Origin of the sequence: Bradyrhizobium sp. CCBAU 25360 (assembly GCF_028128695.1) — a bacterium.
Lineage (GTDB): Bacteria > Pseudomonadota > Alphaproteobacteria > Rhizobiales > Xanthobacteraceae > Bradyrhizobium > Bradyrhizobium ottawaense.
The window spans coordinates 66,562-83,399 of the sequence record NZ_LBJA01000001.1; the positions used below are offsets into that span (position 1 = coordinate 66,562).

Here is a 16,838-nt window from a genome sequence, read left to right on the forward strand (position 1 = left end):
TTCGCGGAGAATGACGGCGGAGTGCGTGGTGTAGCGCGCTGCCACAAACTGCACTCGCGCAATCTCACTCCCTTACCATCGTTCCCCGCTACCTGCCGTTTCATCAATCCAAAAACGGTATCGATCGATACCCCCTTGAACTTGGACACTTTGCCGCGCGCGCCTCTAGGAGTCGGATCGAGGAAACATTTCGACTTGAGGAGGCGCCTGATGAGCGCAGTGGTGTCCGCAGCGGACGTGAGGAGGTCTCGCGTCAGGCTGTTCATCGTGACCATGTTGTTCCTGGTCACCACCGTCAATTATGCCGACCGCGCCACGCTGTCGATCGCAGGCCCCGCGCTGTCCAAGGAGCTGCATCTCGATCCCGTCGCCATGGGCTGGATCTTCTCGGCGTTCGGCTGGTCCTATGTCGCGGCGCAGGTACCGGGCGGCTGGCTGCTCGACCGTTATGGCTCGCGTCTCGTCTATGCCTTCAGCATCATCATCTGGTCGCTATTCACGCTGATGCAGGGCTGGGTCGGCTTCCTCAGCGCCGGCACGGCTGTTGTCGTGCTGTTCGCGCTCCGCCTCCTGGTCGGCGTCGCGGAGGCGCCCTCCTTCCCCGCCAACGCCCGCATCGTCGCGGCGTGGTTTCCGGGCAGCGAGCGCGGCACCGCGTCGGCCTTCTTCAACTCGGGACAGTACTTCGCGACCGTGATCTTCGCGCCGCTGATGGGCTGGATCGCGCACGCCTATGGCTGGCGCTTCGTGTTCTTCGTGATGGGCGCGCTCGGCATCGTCATGGGCTTGGTCTGGCTCAAGACCATCTACGGCCCGAAGGAGCATCCTTCGATCAACGATGCCGAGTTCGACTACATCAAGGAAGGCGGCGCGCTGGTCGATCTCGACGCGCCCAAGGATGATCTGCCGCGCGCGCGTGCGCCCGAGGCCGGCTCCGGATGGGACCACATCCGCCAGCTGCTCTCCAACCGCATGATGCTCGGCGTCTATCTCGGCCAGTATTGCATCAACACGCTGACCTATTTCTTCCTGACCTGGTTCCCCGTCTATCTGGTCAAGGAGCGCGGCCTGTCGATCCTGCAGGCCGGTTTCGTCGCGACGCTGCCGGCATTGTGCGGCTTCATCGGCGGCGTGCTCGGCGGCATCATCTCGGATGCGATCCTGCGCCGGACCGGCTCGCTGACCATGGCGCGCAAGATCCCGATCGTCGGCGGCATGCTGCTGTCGATGTCGATCATCGCCTGCAACTATGTCGACGGACAGGCGCTGGTGGTCGGCTTCATGGCGCTCGCCTTCTTCGGCAAGGGCATCGGTGCGCTCGGCTGGGCGGTCGTCTCCGACACCTCGCCAAAGGAAGCCGGCGGCGTCTCCGGCGGCCTGTTCAACACCTTCGGCAATCTCTCCTCGATCACCACGCCGATCGTGATCGGCTACATCCTGGCCGCGACCGGCTCGTTCAACGGCGCGCTGGTGTTCGTGGGCCTCAACGCGCTGGTGGCGGCGTTCGCCTATCTCGTCATCGTCGGCAAGATCGAGCGGGTGACGCTCAAACGTTCCTCCTGAGGGCTCCCGATGGGAGCTTGACCAGGCAACTCAACGGCGGCCCAAAAGCCGCCGTCTTTGTTTTGGGGATGATCGATGCTAGAAGTACCGGGGAAACGCCTTATCCATCTAAGGCATGTATCGATGTTCGACCTCAACCAGCTCCGCTGTTTCGTCACGGTGGCGGAGGAACTGCATTTCGGCCGCGCCGCGACGCGGCTGAACATGACCCAGCCGCCGCTGTCCCGGCAGATCCAGGTGCTCGAGCACATCATCGATGCGCCGCTGCTGGAGCGCACCAGCCGCTCGGTGCGCCTCACCCCGGCGGGGCGCAGCTTTCTGCCGGAGGCGCGGCGCATCCTCAAGCTTGCCGAGAGCGCCTCGCAGGTCGCCCGCCGCATCGCGCTCGGCAAGACCGGCTCGCTGAAGATCGGCTTCACCGCGGCCGCGGCCTATGGCTTCCTGCCGGAACTGGTCGCGGCCTGCCGCGCAAAACTACCCGAGGTCGACTTCTCGCTGAAGGAGATGGTGTCGGGCGACCAGTTCGAGGCGCTGACCTCGGGCCAGATCGACGCCGGCCTGCTCAGGCCGCCGATCGCGCGCCCCGAGCTCACCAGCCGCCGCGTCGTCGCCGAGCCCCTGCTCGCCGCGATCCCGAAGAAGCATCCGCTCGCCAATGCCGACAGCATCACCATCAAGGATTTCGACGACCAGCCCTTCGTGATGTATTCGCCCTATGAGAGCCGCTACTTCCACGATCTCCTGGTGGCGCTGTTCACCCGTGCCGACGTGCTGCCGCGTTACGTCCAGCATCTGAGCCAGATCCACTCGATCCTCGCCATGGTGCGCGCCGGCCTCGGCCTTGCCATCGTGCCGGCGGCGGCTGCGAGCCTGAAGATTTCCGACGTGCGCCTGCGCCCGCTGAAGCTGCGCACGCGCGTCCCCGTCGAGTTGTTCATGGTCTGGCGCCGCGACGACGAGAATCCGCTGCTGTCGGCGCTCGTCAAAATCGCGGGCGAACTGGCCTCTGCGGAGCCCGCGGAAGATTGATGCTGATTTCGCATCGGTCGATATAGGCTTTGGCTTGGACCCGCATCGAACGGTCTCCTAAACCACGGCGCATGGACGCGCAGCCTTCTGCTTGCGTCCTCCACAACACGCAATGAGGGAGCCGCGCCCATGAGCAAGATGACCCCGCAGGAAATGGCCCAGAAGATCGGATCTGGCCTCCTGTCTTTCCCCGTCACGCCCTTCAAGGCTGACTACTCCTTCGACGAGGCGACCTATCGCGCCAACATGGACTGGCTGTGCGGCTATGATGTCGCAGGCCTGTTCGCCGCCGGCGGCACCGGCGAATTCTTCTCGCTGACGCCGACCGAGGTCCCTGAAGTCGTCAAGGTCGCCGTCGACGAGACCAAGGGTCGCGTGCCCGTGCTCGCCGGCACCGGCTATGGCACCGCGATCGCCCGCGAGATCGCAATCGGCGCGGAGAAGGCCGGCGCGGACGGCCTGCTGCTGCTGCCGCCCTACCTCACCCACTCCGAGCAGGAGGGCCTTGCCGCCCATGTCGAGGCAGTCTGCGCCGCCGTGAAAATCGGCGTCATCGTCTACAACCGCGACAACGCGATCCTGCAGCCCGACACGCTCGCGCGGCTTGCCGAGCGCTGCCCGAACCTCGTCGGCTACAAGGACGGCATCGGCGACATCGAGCTGATGACCCGCGTCTACACCAAGCTCGGCGATCGTCTCACCTATGTCGGCGGCCTGCCGACCGCCGAGACCTTCGCGCTGCCCTATCTCGACATGGGCGTGACGACCTATTCCTCGGCCGTGTTCAATTTCGTGCCGGAATTCGCCACCAACTTCTACGCCGCGGTGCGCAAGCGCGACCATGCCACGATCCAGGCCGGGCTGAAGGACTTCATCCTGCCGCTGATCGCGATCCGCAACCGCAAGAAGGGCTATGCCGTCTCGATCATCAAAGCCGGCATGAAGGTGATCGGCCGCGACTCCGGCCCGGTCCGCCCGCCGCTCACCGACCTCACCCAGCAGGAGATCGCCGAAGTGACCGCGCTGGTGAAGAACCTGCCCGCCATCCGATCGACACAACAGGCGGCAGAATAGGGCGACAACAGCGAGGAGCGAGCGATGGCCGTGACCGATATCTCTGGCGCCCCTGTCGTCACGGCGATGCAGGTGATTCCGGTCGCGGGCCGCGACAGCATGCTCCTCAATCTGAGCGGCGCGCATGCGCCATTCTTCACCCGCAACATCGTCATCCTCACCGACAATGCCGGCCACACCGGCGTCGGCGAGGTGCCGGGCGGGCAGAAGATCTGGCAGACGCTGCAGGACGCGCGCGATCTCGTGATCGGCAAGACCGTCGGCGCGCTCAACAACATCCTCGCCGACGTCCGCACCGCCTTCGCCGACCGCGACGCCGGCGGCCGCGGCAAGCAGACTTTCGATCTTCGCGTCATGATCCACGCGGTCACCGCGATCGAATCCGCACTGCTTGATCTGCTTGGCCAGCATCTCAACCTGCCCGTCGCCGCGCTGCTCGGCGAAGGCCAGCAACGCAACAGCGTCGAGACGCTCGGCTATCTCTTCTTCGTCGGCGACCGGCGCAAGTCGAAGCTGAACTACGTCCAGGGCGAGACCGGCAAGGCGGAATGGTTCAATCTCCGCCATCAGGAGGCGATGACCCCGGAGACCGTGGTGCGGCTCGCGGAAGCCACCCACGACCATTACGGCTTCGCCGACTTCAAGCTGAAAGGCGGCGTGCTGCGCGGCGAGCAGGAGATCGAGGCCGTCACCGCGATCGCAAAGCGCTTCCCGAACGCGCGCGTGACGCTCGATCCCAATGGCGCCTGGTCGCTCGACGAGGCGATCCGCCTCTGCAAGGACATGCACGGCATCCTCGCCTATGCCGAGGACCCCTGCGGCGCCGAGGCCGGCTTTTCCGGCCGCGAGATCATGGCCGAGTTCCGCCGCGCCACCGGCCTGCCGACCGCGACCAACATGATCGCCACCGACTGGCGGCAGCTCTCCCATGCGCTGCGTCTCGGCGCGGTGGACATTCCGCTCGCCGATCCCCATTTCTGGACCATGCAGGGCTCGGTGCGGGTGGCGCAGACCTGCCGTGACAACGGCCTGACCTGGGGCTCGCACTCCAACAACCATTTCGACATTTCGCTGGCCATGTTCACCCATGTCGGCGCCGCCGCCCCCGGCAAGGTCACTGCGATCGACACCCATTGGATCTGGCAGGACGGCCAGGCGCTCACCAAAGAGCCGCTCCAGATCAAGGGCGGCAAGATTGCCGTCCCTGATAGCCCGGGCCTGGGTATCGAAATCGACAGGGCCGCCATCGACGCGGCGCATGACCTCTACAAGCAGCATGGACTCGGTGCCCGCGATGACGCTATTGCCATGCAGGACCTGATCCCCGGCTGGACCTTTGACGACAAGCGTCCGTGCCTCGTGCGTTAGACAAACTTCAGGCATGATCCCGGAAAAGTGGGCACCGGTTTTCCGATAGGGATCATGCCCCTTAAACGACTTGGAGGAATGAGATGACTGCGATCCTGAAGAACTTCATCGGCGGCGAATGGGTCGACGGCTCCGGCGTCACCAGGAACATCAACCCCTCCAACACCAACGACGTCGTCGGCGAATACGCCAAGGCCGACAAGGCGCAGACCGAGAAGGCCATTGCAGCCGCCAAGGCCGCCTTCCCCGCCTGGGCGCAGTCGACGCCGCAGGTTCGCTATGACGCATTGAACAAGATTTCCCTCGAGATCCTCGCCCGCAAGGAAGAGCTCGGCCGCCTGCTCGCGCGCGAGGAGGGCAAGACGCTCCCCGAGGGCATCGGCGAGGTCGCGCGTGCCGGCCAGATCTTTGCGTTCTTCGCCGGCGAGGCGTTGCGCCTGATCGGCGAGAAGGGCGCCTCCGTGCGTCCCGGCCTCGACGTCGAGCTCACCCGTGAGCCGGTCGGCGTCGTCGGCATGATCACGCCCTGGAATTTCCCGATCGCGATCCCGGCCTGGAAGATCGCGCCCGCGCTCTGCTACGGCAACACCGTGGTATTCAAGCCGGCCGAGCTGGTGCCGGGCTCGGGTCACGCGCTGGCCGAAATCATCACCCGCTCCGGCATTCCCGCCGGCGTGTTCAACCTCGTGGTCGGCTCCGGCTCGGTGGTCGGCCAGACCCTGCTCGACCACCCCGACGTCGCGGCGATCTCCTTCACGGGCTCGGTGCAGACCGGACGCAAGATCGCGCAGGCCTGCGTGCTCTCGAACCCGATGAAGAAGTTCCAGCTGGAGATGGGCGGCAAGAATCCGCTGGTCGTGCTCGACGACGCCGACCTCAAGACCGCCGTCGAGGTCGCCGTCAACGGTGCCTATTTCTCCACCGGCCAGCGCTGCACCGCCTCCTCCCGCCTGATCGTCACCGAAGGCATTCACGACCGCTTCGTCGCGGCGGTGGCCGAGCGCCTGAACGGCCTGTCGGTCGACGACGCGCTCAAGGCCGGCGTGCATATCGGCCCCGTCGTGGACCAGAGCCAGCTCGACCAGGACCTGCGCTACATCAAGATCGGCCAGGACGAGGGTGCGAAGCTGTCGTTTGGCGGCGAGTTGCTCAAGCGCGAGAACCCCGGCCACTACCTGCAGCCGGCGCTGTTCACCGAAGCCAACAACAACATGCGCATCGCGCGTGAGGAGATCTTTGGCCCCGTCGCCGCCGTCATCCGCGCCAAGAACTACGAAGAGGCGCTGGCGATCTCCAACGACACCGAGTTCGGCCTCGCCTCCGGCATCTGCACCACCAGCCTGAAATACGCCTCGCACTACAAGCGCAACAGCGAGTCCGGCATGGTGATGGTCAACCTGCCGACCGCCGGCGTCGACTATCACGTGCCGTTCGGCGGCCGGAAGGGCTCGAGCTACGGCGCCCGCGAGCAGGGCTCCTACGCGCGCGAGTTCTACACGACGGTGAAGACGGCTTATACGTTCCCGGGCTGACCACCGGGAAGATATCGTAGGGTGGGCAAAGCGAAGCGTGCCCACCGCTTACGTTCGGTATGAAGCATGGTGGGCACGGCGCGTTGCGCCTTTGCCCACCCTACGGCTTCGGAGGCAAGCGCAGATGGACCAGGACGTCGCAGCGAAAGAGCAGCCCCGCTACATCAAGCTCAACGAGCGCGACAATGTCGCGATCGTGGTCAATGATTTCGGGCTTCCCGCCGGCTCCCGCTTTGCCAGCGGCCTGACACTGCGCGCCTTCGTGCCGCAGGGGCACAAGACGGCGCTGGTCGACATCGCGCAAGATCAGCCGATCGTCCGCTACGGCGAGATCATCGGCTACGCGCTGTCGCCGATCCTGGCCGGCGAATGGGTCGACGAGGCACGCATTCGCATGCCGGATGCCCCCGACCTCGACAAGCTCGAGATCTCCACCGCAGTCCCCGCGCCGCTGCCGCCGCTCGAAGGCTTTACGTTCGAGGGCTATCGCAATCCGGACGGCTCGGTCGGCACCAAGAACATCCTCGGCATCTCCTCTTCCGTGCAATGCGTCAAGGGCACGATGGAATATGCAGTCAAGCGCATCCGCGCCGAGCTGCTGCCGAAGTACCCGAATGTCGACGACGTCGTGCCGCTGACCCATGCCTATGGCTGCGGCGTCGCCATCACTGCGCCCGACGCGGTGATTCCGATCCGCACCCTGCAGAACATCGCGCTCAACCCGAATTTCGGCGGCGAGATCCTCGTCGTCGGCCTCGGCTGCGAGAAGCTCGCACCGGAGCGGCTGGTGCCGGAAGGCGTCAGCCATGCCATCGTGCGCATGCAGGACGAAGCCTTCGACGGCTTCGGCGCCATCGTCGATGCGATCATGACGCAGGCGGAGGCGCGGCTGAAAATTCTCAACAAGCGCACCCGAGAGACCTGCCCGGCCTCCGATCTCGTCATCGGCCTCCAATGCGGCGGCAGCGACGCCTTCTCCGGCGTCACCGCCAATCCCGCCGTCGGCTTTGCCGCCGACCTCCTGGTGCGCGCCGGCGCCACCATGATGTTCTCTGAAGTCACGGAAGTGCGCGACGCCATCCAGCTGCTCACGCGCCGCGCCATCAACGAGGACGTCGGCCGCGCGCTGGTGCGCGAGATGGCCTGGTACGATTCCTATCTTGCCCGCGGCGGCGCCGATCGCAGCGCCAACACCACGCCTGGCAACAAGAAAGGCGGCCTCGCCAACATCGTCGAGAAGTCACTGGGCTCGATCGTCAAGTCCGGCTCGAGCGCAATCACCGGCGTGCTCTCCCCCGGCGAGAAGGCGACGCAGAAGGGCATGCTGTTCGCGGCGACCCCCGCCTCCGACTTCATCTGCGGCACGCTTCAGCTCGCCTCCGGCATGACGTTGCAGGTGTTCACCACCGGCCGCGGCACTCCCTACGGCCTTGCGGCCGCGCCCGTCATCAAGGTCGCGACCCGCAGCGAGCTGGCGCGGCGCTGGAAAGACCTGATCGACTTCGACGCAGGCCGCATCGCCACCGGCGAGAAGACCATCGAGGAGACCGGTTGGGACCTGTTCCGCCTGATCCTCGATGTCGCCTCCGGCCGCACCAAGCCATGGTCGGACCGCTGGGGCATCCACAACGATCTGACGCTGTTCAATCCCGCGCCGGTGACCTGAGGCCGCCAGCCGGCTTCACTGACCACCGATCAGATGCATGTCGTCCAGCGTGACGGGCAGGCTGCGCGTGATGAGATCCGCAATCGCCGCGCGCAGCCGTTCGCTCGAAGCCGGACCGTCAAACGTCCCGTCCACCGGCCCGCTCGGGCCGGCGATCCCTATGGTCCCGGTGTTGTCGAGCGGCGCGGCCGCCCTCTTCTCGATCACGTCGAACGTCTTGCCGTCGATGACGCGGACCTCGTACAGCGCGTGGATCAGGCCGTAGTCCGCAAGCAGCGTCCGGTATTCGGCGATCCCGACCCCCTCGACGTTACGACCGTTTCCGAGTTTCGATTTCGCGCGGGTAATGACGATGTACGCATCCAGTCCCTGGGGCGTGACGTCGGTGCGAACCAGCTCCTTGAACGGATCGCTCCGCAGCAGATTGACGGGCGTGACCGCCGAAGCTCTGACAGCAGCGAAGGCGGCGCGGGTGTAGTTGACGGCCTGAACGCGATAGCGTCCGCCTAGCAGCCGGGTGACCTGCTGGACGATCAGCTCATCCAGCCCCCATGCACTGATCGAGGCGCTTTGCCCGGTGGAGCCGAGCTTGGTAAGGCCTGCCTGTGAAAGGCTCATCTCTTCGCCGATGGCGGAGACGATGCCCACCGTCTTGATCGCCTGGAGCCGGCTCGCCCGCGTCTCGAACGCCGCCGCGGCGCCGAGGGCGACGCAAGCGGCTGCGAGGCCAATCCATAGAAAAGCAGTGCGACGCATGGTGACCTATCGGATCCTGAAATCGAACGAATACGACGCGCCGAGACCGACGGTGGTCTGGTTCGACGATCCCCGCAGCTTCACCAGCGGACTGTCCGCGGCATCGCCCAGCAGCTTCTCGTACTCGACATAGGCATGGACCTCCCACTGCGGATTGATGCGATAGGAGACCTGGCTGCCGAAGCCGACCGAGTGCGCGCCGCCCCTGGCGTTGTATGACGGCAATCCCGACGCCAGCGCCTGCGCGGCGTCGACGCCGAAATAGGGAGCGGTCGCCTTGGTGCTTTTCCAGGTGAAGCGCGGGCCGGCCGAGATCGTCAACCTCTGAATCAGCGGCACGATGACGTCGGCAGAGATGTCGGCGACGGTGCCGGTATGGCCGCCCACGCCCCGGCGCAGTTCGCTGCGCAGGCGGAGCCAGTCGACCGGATAATATTCGACGAAGCCGCCAAGCTCGTAGGCGGCCTTGACGTCGCCAAGGCCGGTCAGCTCGGCATATTTGTCGGCCTTGCGCGAGGCGACGTATTTGAACGCAGGCCCTGCGCGAAAATTGCCGACGTCGAGCAGCGCGATGCTGGCGCTGTCGCGCGGCCCGCGAAACTGGTCGATCGATCCGGCGCGGCGAATGGAGAAGATCGGGATCGGCATGAACCTGCCGTTCTTCGATCCGACGAAGTCAGGCATGTACTCGCCGCCGATGCCGACCATGACCGTCCAGTTGCCGGAAGGCGAAGGCAGCATCGGCAGCTCGAAGGGCGGCGCCGGCAGCGTGAACGCGGTCTGCGCCGATGCGGATTGAGGGATCGCCATGATCGCGCCGAGTGCGGTGAGCAAGGTGGTCGTGAGCCGCACATTCACCGTGAGGCGAAGAGCGGCGTCGTCAAAATGCTTCATTACAGGGCCCCGGACCGGCCTTCCTGGCCTGGTCGACTCGTGTGGTTGGAGCTCCAGTATGTGGTCCGGCAAAATTGCCCCAAGATTGCAAGCCGAAAACCGCCGCCCCACCATGCTCCCGGCGCGCACCTGGCGACGGCCGCCGAACCAACATTGCCCGAACATTGCCGCGCGGCGCTCACGCCGCCAAACTTTGACCGCCGGTGCCGGCCAGCGCCGTCACCGCTGCCTTTTATTCGCCAAGCTCGCTGCCTTTATGGGAACCCTGCGCAGGAGCCGAAACGCCAGACTTCGGCCAGGGAGCGTCACGCTCGGGGTTTTGTTGCCCAGCAGAGTCAAGGACGACCCGCGTGCGTTCCCTCGTAATCGAAGACGAACCGCAGATCGGCGCCTATGTCAGCCGCCTGCTCGGGCAATTGCACGGGATCGTCGATCTCGTCGGCTCGATTGCCGATGCCCGCCAGGCGCTGGACAATTTCAAATATGATCTCGCGATCGTCGACCGCATGCTGCCCGACGGCGATGCGCTCCAGGTGGTCACGGCGCTGAGCCGATCGCCGGAACGCCCCGCCATCATCATGTTGACCTCCAAGGACGCCAAGGAGGATGTCGTCGACGGCCTCAACAGCGGCGCCGACGATTATCTCGGCAAGCCGTTCGAGCCGCAGGAGCTGATCGCGCGGGTGCGCGCGGTGCTGCGGCGACCCCGGCTGCTCGCCCCTTCGGTGCTGTCGCTCGGCAATGTGGAGCTGCATCTCGGCAGCAACGAGGCGGTGGTTGCCGACACCAAGATCCTACTGCGGCGGCGCGAGGCGCTGATCCTCGGAGCTCTCCTGATGCGGCGCGACCGCGTCATCACCCGCGCCGCCCTGATCGAGGAGATCTATGGCTTCGACGACGAGATCGAATCCAACACGCTGGAAGCTCAGGTCTCGCGGCTAAGGAAGAAATTGCTCGAACTCGGCGGCGATGTCGAGATCCGCAGCATGCGAGGCATCGGCTACATCCTGCGGCTGGCGCCGCCGCGATGACGTCGATCGCCCGAACGTTTGCGCTGTCGCTCGGCATCGCCGCGACAATGATCTTCCTGATCATGGTCGCGATCTTCGTCTCGAGGTACCCGCTGGAGGAACGCGAGTTCAGGGCCTGCCGGGTCGTCGCCGCTGTTCTCGATCGCGCTACCGAGATCGATGGACGAAACCTGACGATACGCCCGACTTCCGCACTCGCGGAGTTGAAGGCCGACAGCCCGAACCTCTGGTACGTCGTGTCCGCAGGCGACATGGTCAGCGAGTACGGCAGCGAACGCCGGCCGGCCCTCCCCTTCGCCTTTCCCTATCACGGGCCTGTCGGCTCATCGGTCTTCAACACACTCGACCAGAAGAGCACCTTCTGCCTCGCCGTCGCGCAAAGGGGCTCATTGCAGCTCGCGATGATGGTCGGCGAGCCTCAGGTCCGCTTCGGACGAATGGCCGGGAACTTCCTCGTCAACAGGATTTTTTCGATCATCCTAGTAGCGCTGGCCTTTGCGGCGACCGTCGCCATCGGCTCGGCGCTTGCTGCACGTTTCGTCTCGCGCGGGATCGAACGGGTGGCGCTTCGCGCGCTCGCGATCGACCCGTCGGCACCGCAAGGTCTGATCTCCCTGTCCGAGGTCCCTCGCGAATTGAAGCCGTTGGTCGAGGCGCTGAACCGCGCCTTCGGCGAGATCGACGCCTATATCAGGATGCAGCGCCGCTTCCTCGGCAACGCCGCCCATCAGCTGCGCACACCGCTGACGCTGCTGCGCGCGAAGGTCGAGGACGTGTCCGAGCCGGCCCTGAAGGTCGAGCTGGTGCGCGACATCAGGCGCCTGACGTCGCTGGTCTCCGCCATGCTGGACCTGGCGCGGCTGCAAAATCATGCGATCGAAAAACGGCCGATCGATCTCGCCCAGATCACGCTGGACGTGCTGGCCGATTTCGGCCCCTCGGCACTGGACGCCGGCATCGAGCTCGCGCTGGAACAGGCCGAGAAAGGTCCGCTCCTGGTGCAGGGCGTGGATGCCGCGGTTCGCAGCGCGCTTGCCAATCTCGTCGGAAACGCGCTCATCCACGCCCATGGCGCGCGACGCATCGTCGCCACGCTCCGCCGCGACGGCGTCTCGATCGACGACGACGGCGCGGGCCTGCCCGATGGCGCGGAACACAAACTGCTCGAGCCGTTTCAGACCGGCAACACCGCCGGCGACGGCGCGGGCCTCGGCTTGTCGATCGTCCGCGAGATCATGGCGGCCCACGGCGGCGAGCTGATCACCTCCTCCACGCCTGGCCGCGGCACGAGCATGAGCCTGCGCTTTCCCGTCGCCGCCGCGCCGACCATATCTGCGCAGCTGGAGTTGCAGACAAGCTAGCTGCGAGCTGCTTCGATCGATGCGGCGAAACCGTCCGGAAACATTGGCGCCAAAAACTTCTTCCTCGTTTCGTCGTTGCGCATCAAGCAATCAATATGTTCGTCGACGGCCACGGGAATGTTCTCTCACAAGCGAACCTGGCCCGGCATCGCCACGACCAAACCTCCGATTGACACCTTCAACGGAGATTTTCCAATGCGTGTTCTCACAATGATTGCCGTCGCCAGTGCCGCGATTGCGAGCTCGACCGGTGCTTTCGCCAGTGAGCTTCCCTCTTACGAACTGAAGTCGCTGCCGATCTCGGCGATGCAGGTGCAGGTGCTCGGCGGCGCCGGCGTCGAGGAGCAGTCGACCGCGCCGGCGATGACCGTCGCCGGCATGCCCGCCTCGCCCGCACAGGTCTCGGTGTTGTCGCCGCGCGTGAAGCAGCTTGCGAGCGCCGGCTCGGGAAGCGAAGCGCGCTAAGCCTCCCCTTCGCCTTCGGCGCCTGCATCTGATGCGGGCGCCGTCAGCGTTTCAGGTCATGCTGCCCGGCATGAAACAGCGTACCCGCGGATGGCCGTCGATATAGTGCTTCCACACCATGGTGCGACCGATCTTGTTCGGCACGGTGATGACGGCACCGTCGGGCACCACGACCCACTCGTTGTCGATGCGGACGCGGAAGCGGCCGTGATCGGACTCCCAATCGACGTCGGCAATGACGTAGCCGTCCGCATCCGTGCAGCATTGCCCGTATTCGCTGTACAGGCTCTCGAACCAGGGCTTCAACGGCGAGTTGGCATAGCGTCCGTCATCGCGCGCCTGCGCCGATGTCGTCACGAGCGCGGCCAGGCCCAGCAAGGGCGCCGCATACAATCTTGCAGGTCGCAATCTTGGAAGTCGCAATCTTGCAAGCCGCAATCTTAGAGGTCGCATATCGTCTCCGCGGGTCGACGTGATCGCCGCGTGGGACAACGCACGCCGCCCGCCTTCCGCAGCTTGCGCGAAAGGCGCGGAGGGCAGCGACTCATTCCCCCAGCAGCTCTGCGGATAGCTATGCAAATCCGGCGCCAGCATGCATTCCGGGCAACTACTGGAGCGGGCCCGCGGCGCATTGGTCTTTCGGCGGATATGGCCGCCGCCGACTCTCCGTCGTCCCGCCTGCGCGAGGAATGACGACGATGTGCGGAGCTACTGCCGATCAGGCGGCCCAGCGCGCGACGGACACCCTTACTGCTTGGGCGCCGGCGCCATCATCGTGCCGCCACTCTTCTTCGTCGGCGCCGGCGGCTTGGTGGCCGCAGCCTGCGCGGGCAGATATTTTGCGACGATGGCGGGATCGACCTGGGCGATATTGGTGTCAGGCAGGCGCGTCCAGGCCTCGTCCTTGCCGAGCAGCGCGATGCCGAGATAGCCGCGCAGGGTCAGGGTCTGGCCATCAGGACTGACCTTCATGTTGGCCTTCCAGATCTGGCCGTCGCGCGGATTGAGAACGTTGCCGCCTTCGTACTTCAATCCGTCGCGCTTCATGTTGCGGACGAAGGAGATGCCGAGCACCGGTGCGTTCTTGCGATCGTCGGTGCACTTGGCGCAGATCTCGTTCGGATCATCGCCGGGCCGCGGGAAGGTCTTTGCGATCACGCCTTCGAAGATGCCGTTATGGTCGATGAAGAGGAACCATCCGACCGTCTTGCCGTCCTCGACCTTCTGCCAGAGGCCCGCCGCCGTGGGCTCGGCGATTTGTGCCGCAGACGGCGTCACCGTCGCGAGCGACAATGCGAGCGCGAGGAAGGGGAGCAGCCGAGAGCTGGAAAAAATCCGCATTAGGTCACCTTGTTATTCCACGACCGGAATGGCCGCAGACTACGGCGATTTCGCGAACGGTTCCAGCGCCAGAAACATGGGGCATCCCCTCCCCACCCCGCCGCCGTCAGTTGACACCGAGCTTCTTTTGCAGGCTGGAGGACGAGGTCGTGTACTGGAACACGAGCCGCTTCTCCGGATAGACGTAGCGATGGGCTTTTTGCGACATCAGCGCGCCCTCGTGGAAGCCGCACAGGATCAGCTTGATCTTGCCGGGATAGGTGTTGATGTCGCCGATCGCGAAGATGCCGGGAACATTGGTCTCGAATGCGGACGTCTCGACCGGCACCAGATTGTTCTCCAGCGCAATGCCCCAGTTCGCGACCGGGCCGAGCTTCATGGTCAGCCCGAAGAACGGCAGCATGGTATCGCAGACGACTTCCGTGACGCTGTTGTCGTTGCCCTTGATGGTGGCGCCCGTGAGCTTGCCCTCGGTGCCTGAGAGAGCGGTGACCTGGCCGAGCCGGAGATCCATCTTGCCGCCGGCGACCAGCGCGCGCATCTGCTCGACGCTGTGGGGCGCGGCGCGAAATTCGTCACGCCGGTGCAACAGCGTGATGCGCTTCGCGATCGGATGCAGATTGAGCGTCCAGTCGAGCGCGGAATCGCCGCCGCCGACGACCAGCACGTTCTTGTCACGGAACGTCTCCATCTTGCGCACGGCGTAATGGACTGAAGTGCCTTCATAGGCCTCGATGCCCGGCACCGGCGGACGCTTGGGCTGGAACGAGCCGCCGCCGGCCGCGATCACCAGCACCTTGCATTCGAACACCTTGCCCGCGTCGGTGATGCAACGAAAGGCGGGATCGCCGATCTTCTCCACGGTCTCGACCATCTCGCCGAGATGGAAGGTCGGATGGAACGGCTTGATCTGCTCCATCAACGCGTCGGTGAGGCCCTGCCCCGAAACCTGCGGAATGCCCGGAATGTCGTAGATCGGCTTTTCCGGATAGAGCTCGGCGCACTGGCCGCCGACCTTGTCGAGGATGTCGACGAAATGCGTCTTCATGTCGAGAAGGCCAAGCTCGAAGGCGGCGAACAGACCGCACGGGCCGGCGCCAATAATCAGCACATCGGTTTTGATCACGTCGCTCATGTCGTCTCTTTATCGGTCGTTATCGGTTGGACGGCGCCCGGCGGGCAGAGGTGACCCTGCCTGTCTAGCCAACGGGGATGGATCAGGGAAGGCATAAAAGCGGGAGCGCCCCGCAGCCGCGCCCACTTGCCGGGTCAGGATAACTGGGTTGTAACGAGGATGGATATGACGGAGATCAATCGGTGAACGCACCAAGCCGCCTCGACACGACGCCGCGTCTGGAGGACTTCCCCTTCCGCCTCAGCGACAATGTCCGCTTTGGCGATCTCGACCCCAACCAGCACGTCAACAACGCTGTCTACGCCACCTATTTCGAGACCGGCCGCGTCACGCTGATGAAGCTTCCCCAGTACGGTCTGACCCCGCCGGGCCTCGCCTGGATCATGGTGCGGCTCGACATGCATTTCCGCGCCGAACTGCACTGGCCAAACACGATCGAGCTCGGCCTCGGCGTAGTGAAGCTCGGACGGACGTCAGTGACCTTCGAGCAGGTCGTGTTCTCGGAGGGAACATGCATCGCCTCGGCGATTTCGGTCGGCGTCTTGCTCGACGAGGCGACGCGCCGGCCGGCCCCGCTGACCGCGGAGGTGATCGAGAAATTCAGACCCTGGCACAAGCGCGGCATCGAAGTCGCGCCGCCGAGCGCTTCGTAAATCGCAAGAAGGAGCAGGCTTGAAAGATCAGGCCTGGCGTTCCGGTGTCGTCACGACGAGACCGTCGAGATCGTCGGAGACCTTGATCTGGCAGGACAGGCGCGAATTCGGGCGCACATCGAAGCCGAAATCGAGCATGTCCTCTTCCATCGGCGTCGGGCTGCCGACCTTCTCACGCCAGGCTTCGTCGACATAGACATGGCAGGTCGCGCAGGCGCAGGCGCCGCCGCATTCGGCCTCGACGCCGGGAATGCTGTTGCGGATCGCGGCTTCCATCACGGTTGCGCCGTTCTCGATTTCCACCGTGCGGGTTTCGCCCTTGTGGTCGACAAAGTGAATCTTGGCCATGTGTGCTCGTGCTGCCGCGGTGCTGGGAATGAAGGAGGGTCCGGGCTGTCCTATAACGGGTCGATCAGCCCGGCGCCATAGGGTTTTCAGCCGAAGTGAATCCCGCTTTGCGGGAAGAAAACGCGTCAAAACAAGAGACTAGAGTCCGGCTCGGCCGCGTGGCCTCAAGGCTTCAGCATCGCCTCGATGGCGGCGCGGGCCTCGGTCACTGCCTCCTTCAGCGCGGCGAGGGCGTGGCGCTGGTCATGGCCGGTCTGGACCGCGATCTCCAGGCTTGCTGCGGCATCAGCCACCGCAAAGGCGCCGACCCCGCGGGCCGAGCCCTTGAGCTTGTGGGCCAATGCGCCGGCCTCGGCCGGCAGCGCCGCCATCGCCGCGATCAGGCGGACAGCCTGCTCGGCGAACATGGCGAGCACTTCCTGTTGCAGATCCGCATCGCCGAGCGTCATCCGGGAGAGATGGTCGAGGTCGAGCGGGCTGTCGATGGGTGCAAGCGGCGGCGAGGGCATCCAGTCCATCCGTTGCAGTTCAGGCGTCATGGCGCAGGCCCCGGCATCGCGCGACGGTTCCGCCGGTTCGGCGGTGAGTTCGCCTCACCCAAGCATGGAAATGGTTAACGAAA

Annotated in this window: 17 protein-coding genes; 10 read left to right on the forward strand and 7 right to left on the reverse strand. The window is 65.1% G+C overall.

Annotated features, from left to right (window positions below):
• Window positions 1-210 precede the first annotated feature (210 nt).
• From XH81_RS00270 to garD, 6 genes are all read left to right on the forward strand, one after another.
• Entirely contained in the window at window positions 211-1,563 is a 1,353-nt protein-coding gene (locus tag XH81_RS00270; protein WP_028143276.1) for an MFS transporter, read from the forward strand.
• Between the two features lie 123 nt (window positions 1,564-1,686).
• Window positions 1,687-2,592: a LysR substrate-binding domain-containing protein gene (locus tag XH81_RS00275; RefSeq protein WP_018317334.1), complete on the forward strand. Its 906-nt coding sequence runs from the start codon at window positions 1,687-1,689 to the stop codon at window positions 2,590-2,592.
• A 129-nt stretch (window positions 2,593-2,721) separates the two neighbouring features.
• On the forward strand, window positions 2,722-3,666 hold the full coding sequence (gene kdgD / locus XH81_RS00280) for a 5-dehydro-4-deoxyglucarate dehydratase (RefSeq protein WP_028143277.1): 945 nt from the start codon (window positions 2,722-2,724) through the stop codon (window positions 3,664-3,666).
• A 24-nt stretch (window positions 3,667-3,690) separates the two neighbouring features.
• Window positions 3,691-5,034 (forward strand): glucarate dehydratase, encoded by a 1,344-nt coding sequence (gene gudD / locus XH81_RS00285; RefSeq protein ID WP_271595624.1) that lies wholly within the window; start codon window positions 3,691-3,693, stop codon window positions 5,032-5,034.
• Window positions 5,035-5,117: 83 nt separating this feature from the next.
• The gene (locus tag XH81_RS00290) at window positions 5,118-6,566 is read left to right on the forward strand and encodes an aldehyde dehydrogenase family protein (RefSeq protein WP_028143279.1); all 1,449 of its coding nucleotides are present in this window, start codon (window positions 5,118-5,120) and stop codon (window positions 6,564-6,566) included.
• 124 nt (window positions 6,567-6,690) lie between these two features.
• A complete protein-coding gene (gene garD / locus XH81_RS00295; protein WP_271595625.1) occupies window positions 6,691-8,232 on the forward strand; it encodes a galactarate dehydratase in 1,542 nt (513 codons plus the stop codon).
• A gap of 15 nt (window positions 8,233-8,247) precedes the next feature.
• On the opposite strand, the gene XH81_RS00300 is transcribed toward garD, so the two are convergent.
• Together XH81_RS00300 and XH81_RS00305 are read right to left on the reverse strand one after the other, a co-directional pair.
• Window positions 8,248-8,988: a hypothetical protein gene (locus tag XH81_RS00300; RefSeq protein WP_028143281.1), complete on the reverse strand. Its 741-nt coding sequence runs from the start codon at window positions 8,986-8,988 to the stop codon at window positions 8,248-8,250.
• Window positions 8,989-8,994: 6 nt separating this feature from the next.
• Window positions 8,995-9,882 (reverse strand): MipA/OmpV family protein, encoded by an 888-nt coding sequence (locus XH81_RS00305; protein WP_028143282.1) that lies wholly within the window; start codon window positions 9,880-9,882, stop codon window positions 8,995-8,997.
• 350 nt (window positions 9,883-10,232) lie between these two features.
• On the opposite strand from XH81_RS00305, the gene XH81_RS00310 reads away from it, so the two are divergent.
• The 3 genes from XH81_RS00310 to XH81_RS00320 all read left to right on the forward strand — a co-directional run bounded on the left by XH81_RS00310 (window position 10,233) and on the right by XH81_RS00320 (window position 12,739).
• Complete coding sequence (locus XH81_RS00310) at window positions 10,233-10,913, forward strand: response regulator transcription factor (RefSeq protein ID WP_028143283.1); 681 nt, start codon at window positions 10,233-10,235, stop codon at window positions 10,911-10,913.
• Window positions 10,910-12,274, forward strand: coding sequence for a sensor histidine kinase (locus XH81_RS00315; RefSeq protein ID WP_028143284.1), 1,365 nt, complete (start codon window positions 10,910-10,912; stop codon window positions 12,272-12,274). The genes XH81_RS00310 and XH81_RS00315 overlap by 4 nt, the downstream gene beginning before the upstream one ends.
• Before the next feature lie 195 nt (window positions 12,275-12,469).
• On the forward strand, window positions 12,470-12,739 hold the full coding sequence (locus XH81_RS00320; protein WP_028143285.1) for a hypothetical protein: 270 nt from the start codon (window positions 12,470-12,472) through the stop codon (window positions 12,737-12,739).
• Between the two features lie 51 nt (window positions 12,740-12,790).
• On the opposite strand, the gene XH81_RS00325 is transcribed toward XH81_RS00320, so the two are convergent.
• The 3 genes from XH81_RS00325 to XH81_RS00335 form a co-directional block, all read right to left on the reverse strand.
• Window positions 12,791-13,147, reverse strand: coding sequence for a hypothetical protein (locus XH81_RS00325; RefSeq protein WP_028143286.1), 357 nt, complete (start codon window positions 13,145-13,147; stop codon window positions 12,791-12,793).
• A 339-nt stretch (window positions 13,148-13,486) separates the two neighbouring features.
• Entirely contained in the window at window positions 13,487-14,080 is a 594-nt protein-coding gene (locus tag XH81_RS00330; RefSeq protein WP_028143287.1) for a DUF2147 domain-containing protein, read from the reverse strand.
• Window positions 14,081-14,186: 106 nt separating this feature from the next.
• Window positions 14,187-15,215 (reverse strand): NAD(P)/FAD-dependent oxidoreductase, encoded by a 1,029-nt coding sequence (locus tag XH81_RS00335; protein ID WP_028143288.1) that lies wholly within the window; start codon window positions 15,213-15,215, stop codon window positions 14,187-14,189.
• Window positions 15,216-15,397: 182 nt separating this feature from the next.
• Between XH81_RS00335 and XH81_RS00340 the strand changes: the two genes are divergently transcribed.
• Window positions 15,398-15,868, forward strand: coding sequence for an acyl-CoA thioesterase (locus XH81_RS00340; protein ID WP_028143289.1), 471 nt, complete (start codon window positions 15,398-15,400; stop codon window positions 15,866-15,868).
• A 27-nt stretch (window positions 15,869-15,895) separates the two neighbouring features.
• Here XH81_RS00340 and XH81_RS00345 read toward each other — a convergent pair whose 3' ends face one another.
• Window positions 15,896-16,216: a 2Fe-2S iron-sulfur cluster-binding protein gene (locus XH81_RS00345; protein WP_018317347.1), complete on the reverse strand. Its 321-nt coding sequence runs from the start codon at window positions 16,214-16,216 to the stop codon at window positions 15,896-15,898.
• A 164-nt stretch (window positions 16,217-16,380) separates the two neighbouring features.
• Window positions 16,381-16,755 carry an Hpt domain-containing protein gene (locus tag XH81_RS00350; protein WP_271595626.1) on the reverse strand — a complete coding sequence of 125 codons (375 nt, stop codon included), beginning with the start codon at window positions 16,753-16,755 and terminating at the stop codon, window positions 16,381-16,383.
• Window positions 16,756-16,838: the final 83 nt, after the last annotated feature.

What these genes read in the sequence shown, in the direction of transcription:
- XH81_RS00270 (WP_028143276.1), top strand. Translation starts at nt 211, where the DNA reads ATGAGCGCAGTGGTGTCCGCAGCGGACGTGAGGAGGTCTCGCGTCAGG.
- XH81_RS00275 (WP_018317334.1), top strand. Translation starts at nt 1,687, where the DNA reads ATGTTCGACCTCAACCAGCTCCGCTGTTTCGTCACGGTGGCGGAGGAA.
- kdgD (WP_028143277.1), top strand. Translation starts at nt 2,722, where the DNA reads ATGAGCAAGATGACCCCGCAGGAAATGGCCCAGAAGATCGGATCTGGC.
- gudD (WP_271595624.1), top strand. Translation starts at nt 3,691, where the DNA reads ATGGCCGTGACCGATATCTCTGGCGCCCCTGTCGTCACGGCGATGCAG.
- XH81_RS00290 (WP_028143279.1), top strand. Translation starts at nt 5,118, where the DNA reads ATGACTGCGATCCTGAAGAACTTCATCGGCGGCGAATGGGTCGACGGC.
- garD (WP_271595625.1), top strand. Translation starts at nt 6,691, where the DNA reads ATGGACCAGGACGTCGCAGCGAAAGAGCAGCCCCGCTACATCAAGCTC.
- XH81_RS00300 (WP_028143281.1), bottom strand. Translation starts at nt 8,988, where the DNA reads ATGCGTCGCACTGCTTTTCTATGGATTGGCCTCGCAGCCGCTTGCGTC.
- XH81_RS00305 (WP_028143282.1), bottom strand. Translation starts at nt 9,882, where the DNA reads ATGAAGCATTTTGACGACGCCGCTCTTCGCCTCACGGTGAATGTGCGG.
- XH81_RS00315 (WP_028143284.1), top strand. Translation starts at nt 10,910, where the DNA reads ATGACGTCGATCGCCCGAACGTTTGCGCTGTCGCTCGGCATCGCCGCG.
- XH81_RS00320 (WP_028143285.1), top strand. Translation starts at nt 12,470, where the DNA reads ATGCGTGTTCTCACAATGATTGCCGTCGCCAGTGCCGCGATTGCGAGC.
- XH81_RS00330 (WP_028143287.1), bottom strand. Translation starts at nt 14,080, where the DNA reads ATGCGGATTTTTTCCAGCTCTCGGCTGCTCCCCTTCCTCGCGCTCGCA.
- XH81_RS00335 (WP_028143288.1), bottom strand. Translation starts at nt 15,215, where the DNA reads ATGAGCGACGTGATCAAAACCGATGTGCTGATTATTGGCGCCGGCCCG.
- XH81_RS00345 (WP_018317347.1), bottom strand. Translation starts at nt 16,216, where the DNA reads ATGGCCAAGATTCACTTTGTCGACCACAAGGGCGAAACCCGCACGGTG.
- XH81_RS00350 (WP_271595626.1), bottom strand. Translation starts at nt 16,755, where the DNA reads ATGACGCCTGAACTGCAACGGATGGACTGGATGCCCTCGCCGCCGCTT.